The 15,907-nt window shown below is 71.7% G+C and carries 13 protein-coding genes and 1 pseudogene; 4 read left to right on the plus strand and 10 right to left on the minus strand.

What is annotated here, in order from left to right; all coding sequences use genetic code 11:
• Positions 1-34: 34 nt before the first annotated feature.
• Positions 35-841 carry a PEPxxWA-CTERM sorting domain-containing protein gene (locus tag AX721_RS17870; protein ID WP_197422633.1) on the plus strand — a complete coding sequence of 269 codons (807 nt, stop codon included), beginning with the start codon at positions 35-37 and terminating at the stop codon, positions 839-841.
• An 8-nt stretch (positions 842-849) separates the two neighbouring features.
• Here the strand turns inward: AX721_RS17870 and AX721_RS17875 are convergent, their stop codons facing one another.
• Positions 850-3,678, minus strand: a complete 2,829-nt coding sequence (locus tag AX721_RS17875; protein ID WP_068877335.1) for a pitrilysin family protein — start codon at positions 3,676-3,678, stop codon at positions 850-852.
• A 183-nt stretch (positions 3,679-3,861) separates the two neighbouring features.
• On the opposite strand from AX721_RS17875, the gene AX721_RS17880 reads away from it, so the two are divergent.
• Complete coding sequence (locus tag AX721_RS17880) at positions 3,862-4,821, plus strand: LysR family transcriptional regulator (protein WP_068877336.1); 960 nt, start codon at positions 3,862-3,864, stop codon at positions 4,819-4,821.
• Between the two features lie 14 nt (positions 4,822-4,835).
• Here AX721_RS17880 and mdoH read toward each other — a convergent pair whose 3' ends face one another.
• From mdoH to acs, 5 genes and pseudogenes are all read right to left on the minus strand, one after another.
• Positions 4,836-6,791, minus strand: a complete 1,956-nt coding sequence (mdoH, locus tag AX721_RS17885) for a glucans biosynthesis glucosyltransferase MdoH (RefSeq protein ID WP_156467234.1) — start codon at positions 6,789-6,791, stop codon at positions 4,836-4,838.
• A complete protein-coding gene (locus AX721_RS17890) occupies positions 6,779-8,239 on the minus strand; it encodes a glucan biosynthesis protein (RefSeq protein ID WP_068877338.1) in 1,461 nt (486 codons plus the stop codon). The genes mdoH and AX721_RS17890 overlap by 13 nt, the downstream gene beginning before the upstream one ends.
• A 114-nt stretch (positions 8,240-8,353) precedes the next feature.
• A complete protein-coding gene (locus AX721_RS17895; RefSeq protein WP_068877339.1) occupies positions 8,354-9,325 on the minus strand; it encodes a small ribosomal subunit Rsm22 family protein in 972 nt (323 codons plus the stop codon).
• Positions 9,325-9,747: a hypothetical protein gene (locus AX721_RS28400; RefSeq protein ID WP_231733407.1), complete on the minus strand. Its 423-nt coding sequence runs from the start codon at positions 9,745-9,747 to the stop codon at positions 9,325-9,327. Before AX721_RS28400 ends, AX721_RS17895 begins: the two co-directional genes overlap by 1 nt.
• Positions 9,733-11,667: pseudogene (gene acs / locus AX721_RS17900) on the minus strand (acetate--CoA ligase); the annotation flags it as partial. The pseudogene acs and the gene AX721_RS28400, both read right to left, overlap by 15 nt.
• Positions 11,668-11,839: 172 nt before the next feature.
• Here acs and AX721_RS17905 point away from each other — a divergent pair.
• Positions 11,840-12,337: a hypothetical protein gene (locus AX721_RS17905; protein WP_156467235.1), complete on the plus strand. Its 498-nt coding sequence runs from the start codon at positions 11,840-11,842 to the stop codon at positions 12,335-12,337.
• A 77-nt stretch (positions 12,338-12,414) separates the two neighbouring features.
• Positions 12,415-13,164, plus strand: coding sequence for a creatininase family protein (locus tag AX721_RS17910; protein WP_068877341.1), 750 nt, complete (start codon positions 12,415-12,417; stop codon positions 13,162-13,164).
• A 155-nt stretch (positions 13,165-13,319) separates the two neighbouring features.
• Here the strand turns inward: AX721_RS17910 and AX721_RS17915 are convergent, their stop codons facing one another.
• From AX721_RS17915 to tsaD, 4 genes are all read right to left on the minus strand, one after another.
• Positions 13,320-13,685: a Rieske 2Fe-2S domain-containing protein gene (locus AX721_RS17915; RefSeq protein WP_068877342.1), complete on the minus strand. Its 366-nt coding sequence runs from the start codon at positions 13,683-13,685 to the stop codon at positions 13,320-13,322.
• Positions 13,672-13,956 (minus strand): YciI family protein, encoded by a 285-nt coding sequence (locus AX721_RS17920; protein WP_068877343.1) that lies wholly within the window; start codon positions 13,954-13,956, stop codon positions 13,672-13,674. Before AX721_RS17920 ends, AX721_RS17915 begins: the two co-directional genes overlap by 14 nt.
• Positions 13,957-14,946: an NAD(P)H-dependent glycerol-3-phosphate dehydrogenase gene (locus AX721_RS17925; RefSeq protein ID WP_068877344.1), complete on the minus strand. Its 990-nt coding sequence runs from the start codon at positions 14,944-14,946 to the stop codon at positions 13,957-13,959.
• Positions 14,943-15,907, minus strand: a 965-nt coding sequence (tsaD, locus tag AX721_RS17930; protein WP_068877345.1) for a tRNA (adenosine(37)-N6)-threonylcarbamoyltransferase complex transferase subunit TsaD, incomplete at its 5' end; no start/stop codon positions are given. The genes AX721_RS17925 and tsaD, both read right to left, overlap by 4 nt.

Raw genomic sequence — 15,907 nt, forward strand, 5'->3', positions numbered from 1 at the left:
TGGCGGCGTGCGTGCGCAGGATTGCGTCGAGCGGATGAGCCGCGTGCCCATGGCCTCGCCTGCCGGACCCTCGGCGCCTGCATACCGCGCTGCGATGATGCGCAGCGGGCCCAAGCCGCGCCCTGTGGCGAAGGCCAGGCCGCAGGTCGTCAGGGCCAGCGGACCCGCGGTTCGCAAGGCCCGCCCGGTTCGCAAGGCCGTCGCGCACCGGCCCGCACGCAGGAAGGCGGTCGCGCGCCGCGTCGCCGTCGCGAAGCCCGCCCGGGTCTATCCGACGCCCACCCCGATGCCTGTCGCCGCGGCCCGGCTGGCGACGCCGCTCTCCTATGCGCTGGTGTCCGCCACGATCTGCGAGACCGGCCCCGCGGCCGCGCCGGTCGCGCCGCCGAGGCTGGCCATGGCCCGCGCGCCTCTGGAGCCCGAAGCCACGACGCCCGGACCCGACACCGGGACCTTCGCGCCGCCCTTCGTCGCGCCGGGACCCGGGGGCGAGGGGCCGGTCCTGATCAGCCCTGGAACGCCCGGCAACCCGCCGATCCCGCCCATCGCGCCGCCCGGCGAAGAGCCGCCCACCGTCTCGCCGCCGGTCACCCAACCGCCTACGGGAGAACCGCCCGTGACGCCGCCGGGCGAAGAGCCGCCGACGGTGACGCCGCCGCCGGTCGCGCCGCCCATCGATGAGCCGCCGACGGTGTTCCCGCCGGGCATGGAGCCGCCGATCGCCCCGCCGCCGGTGACGCCGGTGACACCGGTTCCGGAACCGGGGACCTGGGCGCTCATGATCCTCGGCTTCGGCCTGCTGGGCGCGAGGCTGAGGCGGCGGCGGGAAGCGCGGGTCTGAACCCTCGCCTACTTCTTCCGCAGCGTGGGGCTCTCCAGGTCGAGCTCCCCGACCGGGATCACCTCCAGTGTCGGCAGCTTGGCCTTGAGGGCGGCCGTGAAGGCCTTGGCGTCGCCGGCGACGACGACGCTGGCCTGGGCCGGGTCGAACGCGCGACGGGCGAATGCCTGCACCTGGGCGGCGTCGACGGCCTCGACCTTCGTGGTGTAGCGGCCGATCTCGTCCAGCGGGACGCCGTAGAGGGCGAGGTTGCCGAGGATGTCGGCGAGGCCGCCTGAGGTCGCCAGGTCGCGGCCATAGTCGCCCACGAGCACCGATTTGCGGGCCTTCAGCTCGTCGGCCCCCGCCGGCGTGGCCGCCAGCTTGACGAGCTCGGCGTTGATCAGCTCCAGCACCTCGGGCGCCGACTCGTTCTTGGTCTGGGCGCTGGCGCGGAACGAGCCCGTGGTGCGCGCGGTCGAGAGGCTGGCCCGGGCGCCATAGGACAGGCCGCGCTTGATACGGATCTCCTGGTTCAGGCGGGCCGAATAGCCGCCCCCCAGCACCGTCGTCGCCACCATGGCAGGATAGTAGTCGGGATCGCCCCGGGCGATGGCCGGCTTCATCACGTTGACCGACGCCTGTCCGGTGCCCGGGATGTCGATGGCGATGGCGCGCGGCTTGCCCGCGGGCGTGATCGCGGGCGCCGGCGCCAGGGGCGATGCGGGCTTGCGCCATCCGCCGAAGGCCGCTTTCGCCAGTTCGAAGCCCTGCTCGGCCGAGATGTCGCCGGTCAGGACGAGGACGGCGTTGTCCGGCCGGAACCAGGCCCCGTGGAGCGCCGCCAGGTCGGTCGTCTTCAGGCGGGCCAGGGACGCGGGCGTGCCCTGCGGCGCGTGGCCGAACGGGGTGCCGCCATAGATGACCGGCGCCGCGGCGAAGCCCGCCACGGAACCGGGTTGCTGATAGGCGACGCGCAGGCCGTCCAGGGCCTGTTCGCGCTGGCGGTCCAACTCCTCGGCGGCGAAGGCCGGGTTCTGGGTGACGTCGGCCATGATCCCCAGGGCCGCGGGCAGCTTGTCGGGCATGGCCGAAAGCGTGACGGACGAGGATTCGAGGCCGCCGCCGGACGAGAGGCTGGCCCCGAGGCTCTCGACCTCGCTGGCGATCTGCTGGGCCGAACGCGTCTTCGTGCCCTCGGTCAGCATGCCGGCCATCATGTTGGCGGCGCCGGCGAGGCCCTGAGGGTCCGCCCAGGCGCCGGTCTTGACGGTGAGGTCGGCGGTGACCAGCGGCAGGTCGGACGAGCGGGCCACGATCACGCGCAACCCGTTGTCCAGCATCCGCTCCGCCGGCTTCGGCAGGACCGGCTGGATCGGTTCGCCGATGCCCGGCGGCTTCACGCGGTCGGCCTCGGGCGCGAGGGTGAAGACGGGGCCGTCGTAGGTGGCGACCTGTTTGGGCGGCGGCGGAACGGGCGGCGCAGCTTCGCCCTTGGGGCGTTCGCTTTCCGGGCGATAGCGGATCGTCATGCGCCGGTCTTCGGCCAGGTACTTGGCCGCCACCCGCTGGACATCGGCCGCGGTCACGGCCTGCAGTTCCGCCAGCTCGGTGTTCACCGCGTTGGGATCGCCGTCCACGATCAGGGCGTAGCCGATCGCGCTTCCCCGCCCCTCGATGGTTTCGCGGGACCGCAGCGCGCCGGCCAGCAGTTCATTCTTGGCCTCGGTCAGTTCGGCCGCGGTGGGCGGGGCGTCGCGCAGGCGCTTCACCTCGGCCAGCAGGGCGGCCTCGCCCTCCGCGATGGTCTTGCCGTTGGACATGATGGCGCCGACCATGAACAGGCCGGGATCCTGGGGCAGGTCGGCGTTGGAAAAGGCCTCCACGGCGATCTGCTTGTCATAGACGAGGCTGTTGTAGAGCCGCGACGACTTGCCTGCCGACAGGATGGCGTCCAGCACCTTGAGCGCCGGGGCGTCGGGATCTGAGGCGGCCGCCCCCTGCCAGGACAGCACCACCGCCGGCAGTGGGACATTGGGGCCGTAGCCGTCGAACACCCCGGCCTTGGCGCGCGGAGGCTCCTTCACCTTTACGCGGGGCAGCGGCTGGTCCGGGTTCTTCAGAGGGCCGAAATATCGGTCGACCCAGGCGTCCAGCTTCGCGGGATCGAAGTTGCCTACGACGACCAGGGCCGCGTTGTCCGGACGGTAGTAGGTGCGATGGAAGGCGCGGACGTCGTCGACCGTGGCGGCGTCCAGTTCCTCGATCGAGCCGATCCCGGGGCGCTTGTAGGGATGGGTCGTGTAGCTGGCCTGGGGCAGGTACAGCGCCATCAGCCGGCCGTAGGGCGAGGCCAGGACCCGCTGGCGCAGTTCCTCCTTCACCACGTCGCGCTCGGATTTGAACACGGCCTCGTCGACCACCAGCGTGCTCATCCGGTCGGCCTCGGCCCAGATCAGCCGCTCCAGGTGATTGGCGGGGACCACCTCATAGTAGTCGGTGAAGTCGTCGGCGGTGGAGGCGTTGTTGAACCCGCCCACATCCTCGGTCATCCGGTCGAAGGTCTCCGACGGCATGTTGCGCGTGGCCTTGAACATCAGGTGTTCGAAGAGGTGCGCGAAGCCGGAGCGCCCCTCCGGATCGTCCTTCGAGCCGACGCCGTACCAGACCTGGACCGATACGTTCGGAGTGGATCGGTCGAGCGAGGCGTAGACCTTCAGGCCGTTGGGCAGGGTCCGCGAGGTGAACTTGATCGGCGGCACTTCCGCCGCCTGGGCGAGACCTGGAAGCGCGGCGGGCGCGAGGGCCGTGGTGGCGAGGAGGACGGCGAGGCCGGCGGCGCGGAAGGTGCGGAGCATGGAGCATCCCGGTTTGGGCAAGGTCAGGCCTGTCTAGCACCCAACCACCGCGCCGGAAGCTTACGAGGATGTCATCTGAGCGGGACCGCCGGCCGCCAACGGGGGCGAGAGGATCGCCGCTGGCCCAGGGCCCGGCAATCAGCGCTCTTGCAGTTAGGCTCTGCACAACTGCAGAATGGCGCCATGTTCGACTGGAATGACCTGAAGGCGTTCCTGGCCGTGGCGCGCGGCGGCTCGACGCTGGCCGCGTCGAAGTCGCTGGGCGTCAACCAGACCACCGTCGCGCGGCGGATCGAGAGCCTGGAGCACGACCTGGGCTTCAAGCTGTTCGAGCGTGGCCAGACCGGCAGCCGCCTGACCGAGGCGGGCCAGTCGCTGATCGTCGAGGCCGAAGGGGTCGAGCGGGCGGCGATCCGCTTCGCCAATCATGCGGCCAGCCAGATGCGGGGCGTCTCGGGCGCGCTGCGGTTCACCACCAACGAACTCGTGGCCAACACGATGGTGATCCCGGCCCTGGTCGAGTTCCGCAAGGTGCATCCGGACGTCCAGGTGGACCTGGTGATCACGGACCGCCAACTCGACCTCCAGGCCGGCGAGGCCGACCTGGCGATCCGCACGACCAAGGCGTTGGAGGTTTCGGACCTAGTGGCCCGCAAGATCGGCGACCACGAGATGGCGCTGTACTGCAGCCGCGACTATGCCGCCCGGCGCGGCGTCCCGGCCTCGCCGGAAGGCCTGAAGGACCACGACCTGATCGACGTGACCACCGAGATGGGCGAACTGCCGGGCGCCACGTGGATGATGCAGCATGCCGGCGGCAAGCCGCCGATCACGCGGTCCAACAGCATGGGCAGCCTGATGTATGCGGTGAAGGCGGGCCTCGGCATCGGCGCCTTGCCCTGCACCATCGCCGACGTGGACCGCGACCTCGTCCGCTGCTCGGACATCATCGAGGAGGGGCGTTCCAGCTCGTGGATCGTCACCCGGCGCGAGCTGAAGGACACGCCCCGGGTGCGGGCCTTCATCGACTTCATGGCGCCCCACCTGCAGCAGGAGTTGCGCAAGACCGAGGAGCGCGGCCGCCGCCGTCTCGCCGAGGACGCCGCCACGGTCGTGCCTTTCCCGACGAAGAGCGTCGGCTAGGCGCCTGGGCCCGACTAAGCGGCCTGGGCGCGGAGCGCGAAGGCGTCATAGCCGCGGACTTCCGGCTGGTGCACGGGCACCGGGGCCCGCATCACCCGCTCGATCTCCACGCGCGAGGCCTGTTCGCGGTCGTACAGGGCGCGCAGCTCGACCGCCCGGGCGACCACCGGCGGAACCTGGCGCTCCTCGGGCGTGACCAGCAGGCCGAGGGTGCGGAACAGCTGGCCGAGGTCCGTGCGGGCCAGCAGCAGCGACAGCGGCGCCGACAGGAACAGGCCCAGCGACACCGGGCTGGTCCACCAGAAGATCGCCGGATCCAGCAGCCAGGCGATCACCGCGCCGGCCAGGCCGATCAGCACATGCCCCCGGTGCGAGCGCCAAGCCTCGCGCCGGGAGAGACGGCCCGCATCGCGCTGCTGAGCGTTCCAGCCGGAATCCCGGCCGATCAGGACGTCGAACACCGCGGCGCTCTGCATCAGCATGAGCACCGGCGCCACCAGAGCGCTGAGGCTGACCTCCACCGCCATGCCGGCCCAAAGGCGCAGGGTTCGGCGCACGCCGGACACCGTCCGCTCGCGCATCGCCAGGACGCCGGCCATCAGCTTGGGCGCGATCAGCAGGCCCAGGGTGACGGCGAACAGCCAGACGGCGGCGTTGCCGTCCACCCGCACGGTCTCGCCGATCTGTCCCAGCCAGGCGGTGGCGCCGAAGCCTACGAGCAGCAGCCAGAGGGGCGAGGTGACGTAGGAGAGGATGCCGCGCAGCAGGTGCAGCCGGCTGATCCAGTGCAGGCCCGCGGCGCCGATCACGCCCAGGTGCTGGAGGTTGCCCTGGCACCAGCGGCGATCCCGGCGGGCCATGTCGACGATGGTAGGCGGCGCCTCCTCGTAGCTGCCGGCGAGACGGCTGTTTAGCCGCACCGACCAGCCGCCGCGGCGGAGCAGGGCGGCCTCCACGAAGTCGTGGCTCATGATGTGGCCCCCGAAGGGGCGCCGGCCGGGCAGGTGGGGCAGGCCGGCGCAGGCGGCGAAGGCCTTCACGCGGATGATGGCGTTGTGCCCCCAGTAGTTGCCCTCGGCGCCCGACCACCAGTCCTGGCCGGCGGCCAGCATCCCGCCGTAGGTGCGCGCCGCGAACTGCTGGAGCCGGGCGAACAGCGTCTCGGCGCCCACAAGGGTCGGCGCCGTCTGCAACAGGCCGAGCCTGGGATCGGCTTCCATCTCCGCGGTCAGGCGGACGATGGTGTCGGCGCTCATCAGGCTGTCGGCGTCGAGGATGATCATGGCCTCGTAGGCGGCGCCGAACCGGCGCACCCAATCGGCGACGTTGCCGGCCTTGCGGTCGGTGTTCTGCGGGCGACGGCGATAGAACAGCCGCGCGTCGGGCCCCAGGCGGGCGCGGACGCGCAGCATGCCGACGACCTCGCCCCGCGCCGTGGCCTCGTCCCGCGTGTCGGAGAGCAGGAAGATGTCGTAGAGCTCGGACACCTCCAGCCGCACCAGGTCCTCGCGGATCGCCTGCACCGCGGCCAGGACCCGCCCCGGATCCTCGTTGTAGGTCGGCATCAGCAGGGCCGTCCGCGTGAGGATCACCGGCTGAGGATCGGCGCGCCGCGGCCGCGTCGCCCGCCACTGCACGCAGAAGCCGGCGGCCGCGCTGACGAAGCCGAACGCCGTCCAGCCGAACAGCACGAGGAACAGCGCGAAGGCGCAGGCGTCGAGGGCCGTGAAGCCTCCCGCCGCCAGGAGGATCGCCATGACCACGCCGGCCGCGGCCATGGCTGCGCCGGTCGCGCCGAACACCGCAATACGTCGGCCGCGCACGTCCATCAGCGGCGCGAGGCGGCCGGGCGCGGCCTGGAGGTCCTGCTCCGGCATGCCCAGGCGCGCCGGCGGCGGCAGGGACTGGAAGAAAGGCTCCGCGGCCTTCACAGGCGCGGCTCCCGGTACGCGCCGCGCTACGCTAGCCATCGATACATCCACGTTTCCGAAATGGGCGTTCCAGCCCGCATCAACGTCACCTGCAGGTCGCTGTTCTTGGCGCCCGCGGGATCCAGCTCGAAACTTACCCGGGCGCCTCCGATGGAGGCGTTCGGCTGCACCGTTTCCACACGGATGCCTCCCGCCGTGGCGCCGGCCTGGGCTCGGACGCCGTCCAGCCCCGCGGCGGACGCGGGGGCGAAGTCCACCACGAACCGGCGTCGCGAGGGGTCGTGGCTGTGACCGGTCCGCCAGGCCACCGCCCGGGCGAGCCGGGTCGCGGGCTCGGGCGAAGCCCCCCAAACGAGCCGATAGCGGAAGCGGTGCTCGCGCCCGGCGGCCAGGGGCTCGGCGGGCCGCCACATGGCCACGATATTGTCCTCGGCCTCGCTGCGCGCGCCCAGCTCCACCAGCCGGATGCTTCCGCGGCCGAAGCCTTCCAGCGGCTGCACCCAGGCGCCGGGGCGCAGGTGGTAGTTGGCTTCCAGGTCCTGGTAGGCGTCGAACCCCCGCTGGCGCTGCAGCAGACCGAAGCCCCGGGCGGGCCCCATGTCGAAGTCCGCAAGCCGGGTGGCCGGGGTGTGGACCAGCGGCCGCCAGATGCGCTGGCCGCGCCCGTCGTCGGTGAGCAGGCCGTCGCTGTCGTGAACCTCGGGCCGGAAGTCGTCGTAGCGGCGCGGCTGTTCGGGGCCGAACAGGTACATGCTGGTGAGCGGCGCGATCCCCGCCGAGGTCAGGGGACGGCGCGGGAACAGGCGCGCTTCGACCTCCATGGTCGTCAGCGCCCCCGGCGTCACGTCGAAGCGGAAGGCTCCTGTGGTGGAGGCGCTGTCCAGCAGGGCGTGGATCACGACGCTTCGGGCGTCCGGTCTGGGCCGCTCGATCCAGAAGGCGCGGAAGGCGGGAAATTCCTCGCCCGCCTCGCCGGCGCCCAAGGCGAGACCGCGGGCCGACAGGCCGTAGGTGACGCCCCGCGCCACCGCCCGAAAGTAGCTGGCGCCCAGGAAGGCCACCAGTTCGTCGAAGCGGCCCGGAACCTCCATCGGCGTGTGGATGCGAAAGCCGGCGAACCCCAGGTCCGCCGGCAGGGGGCCGGGCTTCTGGGCGCCATAGCTGAACAGGTCCTCCGAGAACCGGATCGGCCGGGCTGAGCCGCGGTCGGCTTCGAACAGGTCCACGGGATCCCTGAACAGGCCGCCGCGGTGGAACATCTGCAGCTGGAAGGGCAGGTCTTCGCCCCGCCAGACGGCGCGGTCGGGACGGAAGCGGAGGTCCCGGTAGGCGTCGTAGCCCAGGTTCGCGAGGCTGGGCTGCAGCGGCCGGTCCGCCGGCCGATAGCGGGTTCGGGAGAGGGCGCGCGCCCGTTTCCGCACCATCTCGCCGATGGTGCTGCTGGGCGCCCAGCCGGCCGCGATGAGCGCCGCCGGCGCCATGGCCATCAATTCTCGTCGGCGCAGACCCTGCGCGACCGCCAGACTCCGCGGCATGGCATCCCGTTTACGCGTCGGCCCCGAACGCTTGTCCCTCGCGTAACCGAAGGGCGAAAACATGGCCTATGGCCAAGCTGATCCCCAGTCCAGGCGCCGCGCCACGGCGTGTGCGGGCTTGTCACGGCGCGGCACGAGGCGCTGCTCCAGGCCCTCCTCGCCGCAGATCTTGAATTCGATGCCGGGCTTGCCGGCGCGGGGCCGCGCGAGGACGCGGCCGGCCGCCGCGCCGCCCGACACGCCAGGGCGGGCGGCGAGCAGATAGGCGAACTTCTCGTCCTCGAACGGAACCTCGGCGCCCTTGGCCAGCCGGTGGTCGCGCGAGCGGGGCAGGCGGACGTTGAAATGGCACCAGTCCGGTCCGGTGAGGGGACAGGGGCCCTGATGAGGGCAAGGCGCCAGGATGCGGGCCCCATCGGCGATCAGGGCGTCGCGGGCGGCGAGAATCCGCGCATAGCCGGCCGGCGTGCCCGGTTCGACCAGCGCCAGGAGGCCGTCGCAGGCCTCCCACAGGCGGCGCACCACGCCGGTCTGCGCGGCCGGCGGGATTTCGGCGAGGGCATAGCTGGCGAGGACGAGATCCGCCCTTGGGAAGGGGCCGGCCGTCAGGTCGCCGCTCTGCGTCTCCGCCTCACGGATCGCATCGGGCGCTTCGGCCGCGAGGCGCCTGGCCATATCGAGAAAGGGCGCGCTGGCGTCGAACCAGGTGATGCGATCGAGGGAGGGCCAGGCCTCGGCCGCCGCCCAGCTTCCGCCCCCGGGGCCACAGCCGGCGTCCAGCAGCGACCGCGGCGCGAAGGCCGGCGCGCGGTCCTGGGCTTCCGCGAAGACCGCCGCGTCGGCGGCATAGGTCGCGGGCAGCCGGGCCAGGGCGTAGGCCAGGGCGTCGTCGCGGCCCTTGATCACCGCGGACGATCCGCGGCCGGCGCGGTAGGCCTCCGTGGTCGCCGCCGTCCGCTGGGCGAGATCGCGACGGGATGCGCCCGAGAGCTCCCGGTCGATGGCGGCCCGCAGGCCGTGCGGGAGCTCGACGGCCATCAGCTCAGGGCGTCGGCCCGCAGCTTCGCCAGGTGCGCGGCTATGGCGGGATCGGCCAGGCCCGAGACGTCGCCGGGATCGCCGGTCTCGGCGATGCGTCGCAGGACGGGGCGCACGATGGCGCCCGCGAGCGTCTTGGGCAGGTGGCTGAAGATCACGTGGGCGGGCGCCGCCGCCTCGCCGATCTCGCGACGCAGGAAGCCCTTCAGCTCGGCGCCCAGCACGTCGGAGGCCATGATCTCAGGGTCGGGCTCCACGAACGCCCAGAGAACCTCGCCCTTGTGCGCGTCAGGCACGCCGACGATGGAGGCGTCGGCCACGGCGCCGTGGCTCTTCAGCGTCGCCTCCAGCTCGGCGCACGAGAAGCGCTTGCCGGCCACCACCACCTCGTCGTCGCCCTTCCGGGACGCGCGGTTCTTCACCAGGTCGTCGACCACGGCGGGTTCGGCCAAAGTCGAGGTGTCGCCCAGGTTGGAGAGGTCGTCCTCGGCGATCTTGCGCAGGATGCGGCGCATGATCTTGCCGGAGCGGGTCTTGGGCAGGCCCGGCGCGAACTGGATCACGTCGGGCGCCGCGAAGGGCCCGATCTCATGCCGGACGTGGGTGCGCAGGTCGGCCATCAGGGCGTCGGTCGCCTCGATACCCACCTTGAGCGTCACGTAGCAGTAGATGCCCTGGCCCTTGATGTCGTGCGGATAGCCCACGACCGCGGCCTCGGCGACCGCCGGGTGGCCCACCAGCGCGCTCTCGATCTCGGCGGTGCCCAGGCGGTGGCCGGAGACGTTGATCACGTCGTCCACCCGGCCCGTGATCCAGTAGTAGCCGTCGGCGTCGCGGCGGGCGCCGTCGCCGGTGAAGTACTTGCCGGGATAGGTGGTGAAATAGGTGTCGATGAAGCGCTGGTGGTCGCCGTAGACCGTGCGCATCTGGCCGGGCCAGCTATCGGTGATGCAGAGGTTGCCGCTGACCGCGCCGAACAGCTCCTGGCCCTCGGCGTCCACCAGCCGCGGCTTCACGCCCGGCAGCGGCTTGGCGCAGGATCCCGGCTTCAGCGCATGGGCGCCCGGCAGCGGGCTCATCAGGCAGGCGCCGGTCTCGGTCTGCCACCAGGTGTCGACGATGGGGCAGCGGCCCTCGCCCACCACGCGGTGATACCAGAGCCAGGCCTCGGGATTGATCGGCTCGCCCACGGTGCCCAGCAGGCGGATCGATTTGCGCGAGGTCCGCAGCACCGGCAGGTCGCCCTCGCGCATCAAGGCGCGGAGGGCCGTGGGCGCGGTGTAGAAGATCTCGACCTTGTGCTTGTCGCAGACGTCCCAGAACCGCGACGAGGTCGGGAAGTTGGGCACGCCCTCGAACATCAGGCTGGTCGCCCCGTTCGCCAGCGGGCCATAGACCACGTAGCTGTGGCCCGTGACCCAGCCCACGTCGGCGGTGCACCAGAAGACTTCGCCGGGCCGGTAGTCGAACACGACCTCATGGGTCCACGACGCCCAGGCCAGATAGCCGCCGGTGGTGTGCAGCACGCCCTTGGGCTTACCCGTGGAGCCGGAGGTGTAGAGGATGAACAGCGGATCCTCCGCGTTCATCGGCTCGGGTTCGCACGCGGCGGAGACGGTCTGCTTCAGGTCCGAGAAATAGGCGTCGCGGCCGGCGGTCATCGGCACGGTCCCGCCGGTGCGCTTGACCACGATGACGTCGGTCACGCCCGGGCAGGACTGCAGCGCCTCGTCGACGTTCAGCTTCAGCGGCACGATCTTGCCGCCGCGCAGACCCTCGTCGGCGGTGATGACCACCTTGGAGTCGCAGTCCTGGATGCGGCCGGCCAGGCTGTCGGGCGAGAAGCCGCCGAAGACGACCGAATGGATCGCGCCGATCCGCGAGCAGGCCAGCATCGAGGCCGCCGCCGCCGGGATCATCGGCAGGTAGATGGTGACCCGGTCGCCCTTCTTGACGCCCTTGGCCTTCAGCACATTGGCCCAACGGCAGACTTCGGCGTGGAGCTGCTTGTAGGTCAGGGCGTCATAGGTCTGGCCGTCGTCGCTCTCCCAGATCAGCGCCACGGTGTCGCCGTTGGACTTCAGGTGGCGGTCGAGGCAGTTGGCCGAGACGTTCAGCACGCCGTCGGCGAACCAGCGGATGCGGAAGGTGTGCTTGTCGAAGGAGACGTCCTTCACCTCGGTGAAGGGCTGGATCCAGTCCAGCCGATTGCCGATGTCGCGCCAGTAGCCTTCCGGGTCGGCGTCCTCGCGCCGCACCGCCGCGTCGTACGCGTCGGCGTTCATCAGGGCCTTTTCGGCCCATTCCTGGGGAACCGGGAAAACCTCGCCGTCGGACACCACTGAACCTCCGAAGGATCGCTCCCGGTCGAGTATCCGTGCCGCCGCGCTCGCGCAACCTCAAGCCTTGGCCGCCGGCCCGCGCGACGTTCCGGCGCACCGGAGAATTCGGCGCGGAGGGACGGCTCCGCTTGCGGCGACTCGGGGGGGAGGCGATTCTGCGCGGATGCTCCGTGTGTCCACGCTCCTCGCGCTCGCAGCCGTTTGCCTGTCGTCCTGCGGTGACAAGGCGCCGAAGGCGGCGACCGAGAGCGCCAGCCGGCTGCTGGCCGCGGCGCTGGCCGACGACCGGGTGGCGTTCGAGGCCGAGATCGATCGCCCCGCCGTGCGCGACGACGTCCGTCGCCAGGTGGCCGAGCTCGCGCGCAGCACCGCACTGGAGGTGGACGGCGGCCCCTCCGAGTTCGCCCTGGACCGGATGATCAGCCCGGACGCCCTGCGCGTCGTGGACGCCTCGGGGCAACGCCCGGCGCAGGCGCCCACCGCCAGCGAGGTGGCGCCGCTGATGAAGGTCGTGGACAAGAAGCACGTCTGCCTGCGCGACGCCGAGGCGCCCGAAGACTGCCTGCTGACCTTCGCCAAGGGCGCCGATCCCAAGGCCGGGGGTCGGTGGCGGCTGGTGGGGATGAAGGCGATGGACCTGCGCATCGAGGTCGCCAGCGCCGGCGGCTGAGCCAGTTCGGAATTTACTGTAGCCGCCGGCAGACCCTATGGATTGGAGGATCAGTTCCCCCAGTCGAAGGCTTTCCCATGCTGCTGCACCTTTCCACCTGGGCCGAGGTCGAGGGTTTCCTCGGCCGCTCGAAGACCATCGTCATTCCGATCGGGTCGAACGAACAGCATGGGCCTACCGGGCTTCTGGGCACCGACTGGCTCTGTCCCGAGATCATCGCCCATGAGGCGGAGAAGACCGGCGACATCATCGTGGCGCCGACCTTCAACATCGGCATGGCCCAGCACCACCTGGACTTTCCGGGCACCATCGCGCTCAGGCCCTCCACCTTCATGCTGGCCATCGGCGACTGGTGCCGCAGCCTCAGCCATGCCGGCTTCGAGAAGCTGTATTTCCTGAACGGCCACGGCGGGAACGTCGCCACGATCGAGGCGGCGTTCTCCGAACTCTACGCCGAGGCCAGCTACGCGGGTCGCAATCGGGGCTTCGCCTGCAAGCTCAAGAACTGGTGGGACCTGGCGGGGGTGACCGCCCTGGCCAATCGCCAGTTCCCCGTCGGCCATGGCAGCCACGCGACGCCGTCCGAAATCGCGGTGACCCAGTGGGCGTATCCGGACTCGATCAAGTCGGCGAACTACGCCCCGCAGATCGCGCCCACTGGTCCGATCCGCGAAGCCCACGACTTCCGCGCGCGCTACGCCGACGGCCGCATGGGGTCCGACCCCGGCCTCGCCACGCCGGAAAAGGGCGGCGAGCTGGTGAAGCAGGCGGCGGCGTTGCTGCTGCAGGACGTGGCGGCGTTCGGGGCGGAGGCGGGGCCGGCGTAAGCCCGTTCTCTCAGAGGGGGGCGCCTTTGGCGGTGCGCCAGGTCCTCCCCTGTTGGGGGGAGGTCCCGAAGGGGGATGGGGATTCAGCCTGAGCATCGGGGATGTGAACCCCCTCTCGCTTCGCGAGCTCCCCCAGAGGGGGAGCACCTTTGGACCTACGCCGTGAAGACTTCGCCGTCCCGCACCTCGACCGGCCAGTCGGTCAGGCGCTCGTCTGCGCACGGCCCCGCCACGCAGAGGCCCTCCAGGGTGAACAGCGCCCCGTGGCCGGCGCACAGGATGTGGCGGGCGTCGCGGGTGAGGTAGCGGTCGTCCATGGGGGCCAGGGGCCAGCCCGCGTGGGGGCAGCTGTCCACGAAGCCGCGCGCCTGGTCGCCCTGGCGCAGCACGAAACCGGCGAACATGCACGAGCCGTCCCGGAAGCGGAACGACTTGCCGCCGGGGTCCTTGATCTCGTCCAGTGCGCAGAGGCGCAGGCCCGCAGGCGGGCGCGCGGGATTGTCGCCCTCAGACCTGGCCAAACGTGATCTTCACCGCGTTCAGCTCGACCTGACGCCACAGGCCGGCCTGGGTGTAGGGGTCGGCGGCGTTGAACGCCTGGGCGGCGGCCTTGTCCGCCACGTCCAGGATGAACATCGAGCCGGCCATGCCGCCCGCCTCGTCGAACATCGGCCCGGCGACCTTCACGTCCGCGGCGCGGCTTTGCACATAGGCCAGGTGCCGCTCGCGGGTCGCCATGCGCAGGTCCAGGGAGTCGGGCTTGTCGAGGCAGTGCAGGACGAAGGTCGGCATTCAGTTTTCCTCTCGGAGCGGCCTTGAGAGCAGGCCGCGGATGGCCTCGTCGACGCCGGTCTCGCCAGCCAGGATGGCGGCCACGGCCTCGCAGATCGGGGTCTCGACGCGGAGCTTGCGCGCCAGCTGGCCGACCGCGGGGGCGGAGGCGACGCCCTCGGCCACCGACAGCTTGCCGGCCAGCGCCTCCTCCAGCGTCTGACCGCCCCCAAGGGCCAGGCCGACGCTCATGTTGCGCGACTGCGGGCTGGAGCAGGTGAGCACCAGGTCGCCCAGGCCGCAGAGGCCGGCGACCGTCTCGGCCTCGCCGCCCAGGGCCACGGCGATGCGGGTGAGCTCGGAGAAGCCGCGGGTGATCAGGGCCGCGTGGGCCGAGCGGCCGAGGCCGCGGCCCTCGACGATGCCGCAGGCGATGGCCAGGACGTTCTTCACCGCCCCGCCCGCCTCGGCGCCGATCATGTCGGTGGCGAAATAGGGTCGGAACGTGGGGGTGGCGATGGCCTCGGCCAGCTCCTCGGCGCAGCCGTCCTCCGGACAGGCCAGGGTGACGGCGGTGGGCAGGCCCCGGGCCACCTCGCCCGCGAAGCTCGGGCCCGACAGCACCGCGGGCGAGGCATGCGGGATCGTCTCGGCCAGGACCTCGGTCATCAGCTTGAGCGAGCCCTGCTCCACGCCTTTCGAGCACAGCAGGATCGGCAGGTCGGCCCGGGCGTAGGGGGCGAAGGCCGTCAAGGTCGAGCGCATGTGTTGCGCCGGCGGCACCGCCAGCACCAGGTCGCAGGCGGCCAGGTCGGCGAGGTCTCCGGTGGCGCGGATGGACGGCTCCAGCGGCACGCCCTTCAGGAACGTCGCGTTCTCGTGGGCGGCGTTGATCGCCTGCACCACCTCGGGTTCGCGCGCCCAGAGGATGACGTCGCGTCCGGCCCGCGCGCAGACCTGGGCCAGGGCCGTGCCCCAGGCGCCGCCGCCGATCACCCCTGCCGTGGTCATGCCTTCGCTCCCTTGCGTCCGGCCTTGTGGGTGGGGTTGGCGTTCGCGGCCGCCTCGTCCAGCGGCCACCGCGGCCGGGCCACGGCGTCGAGCGGGTCGGAGATCCCGGCCGCCAGGCGCTCGGCGCCGGCGAGGGCGATCATCGCGGCGTTGTCGGTGCAATACGCCAGCGGCGGAGCGGCGAAGCTGAAGCCGCGCTTGGCCGCGGTCTCCTCCAGCCGCGCGCGGACGGTCCGGTTGGCGGCGACGCCGCCGGCGACGACGAAGCGCAGGTCCCGGCCGCCATGCTGCTCGGCATAGGCCTTCATCGCGCGGTCCGACTTTTCGGCCAGCTGGCCGGCGATGGCGGCCTGGACGGCGGCGGCCAGATCGCGGCGCTGGTCGTCGGTCGTCACGCCCTCGGCCAGCCGGGCGGCGGCCGTCTTGAGGCCGGAGAACGAGAAGTCGCAGTCCTTGCGGCCCAGCAGCATCCGCGGAAGCTGGAAGGCCTCGGGGTCGCCGTCGACCGCCAGCCGCTCCAGCGCCGGTCCGCCCGGGTAGGGAAGGCCCATGGCCTTGGCGATCTTGTCGAAGGCCTCGCCCGCGGCGTCGTCGATGGTGGAGCCGAGCCGGCGGCAGGCCCCGACGCCATCGACGCTCAAGAGCTGGCAATGCCCCCCCGACACCAGCAGCAGGAGGAAGGGATAGGGCAGGTCCGCGCCCAGCCGCGCCGAGACCGCGTGGCCCTCCAGGTGGTTCACCGCCACCAGGGGCAGGCCGCGGGCGAGGGCCACCGCCTTGCCGAACGACAGGCCCACCATCACCCCGCCCACCAGGCCGGGTCCCGCCGTTGCGGCGACGCCATCCAGGTCCTCGTAGCCGAGACCCGCCTCTGCCAGCGCCGCCTCGGCGATGGAATCGACCGTCTCCACATGGGCGCGCGCGGCGATCTCGGGTACCACGCCGCCGAACGGCGCGTGCT

The sequence above is a fragment of the Phenylobacterium sp. CCH9-H3 genome (assembly GCF_001557235.1).
Lineage (GTDB): Bacteria > Pseudomonadota > Alphaproteobacteria > Caulobacterales > Caulobacteraceae > Phenylobacterium.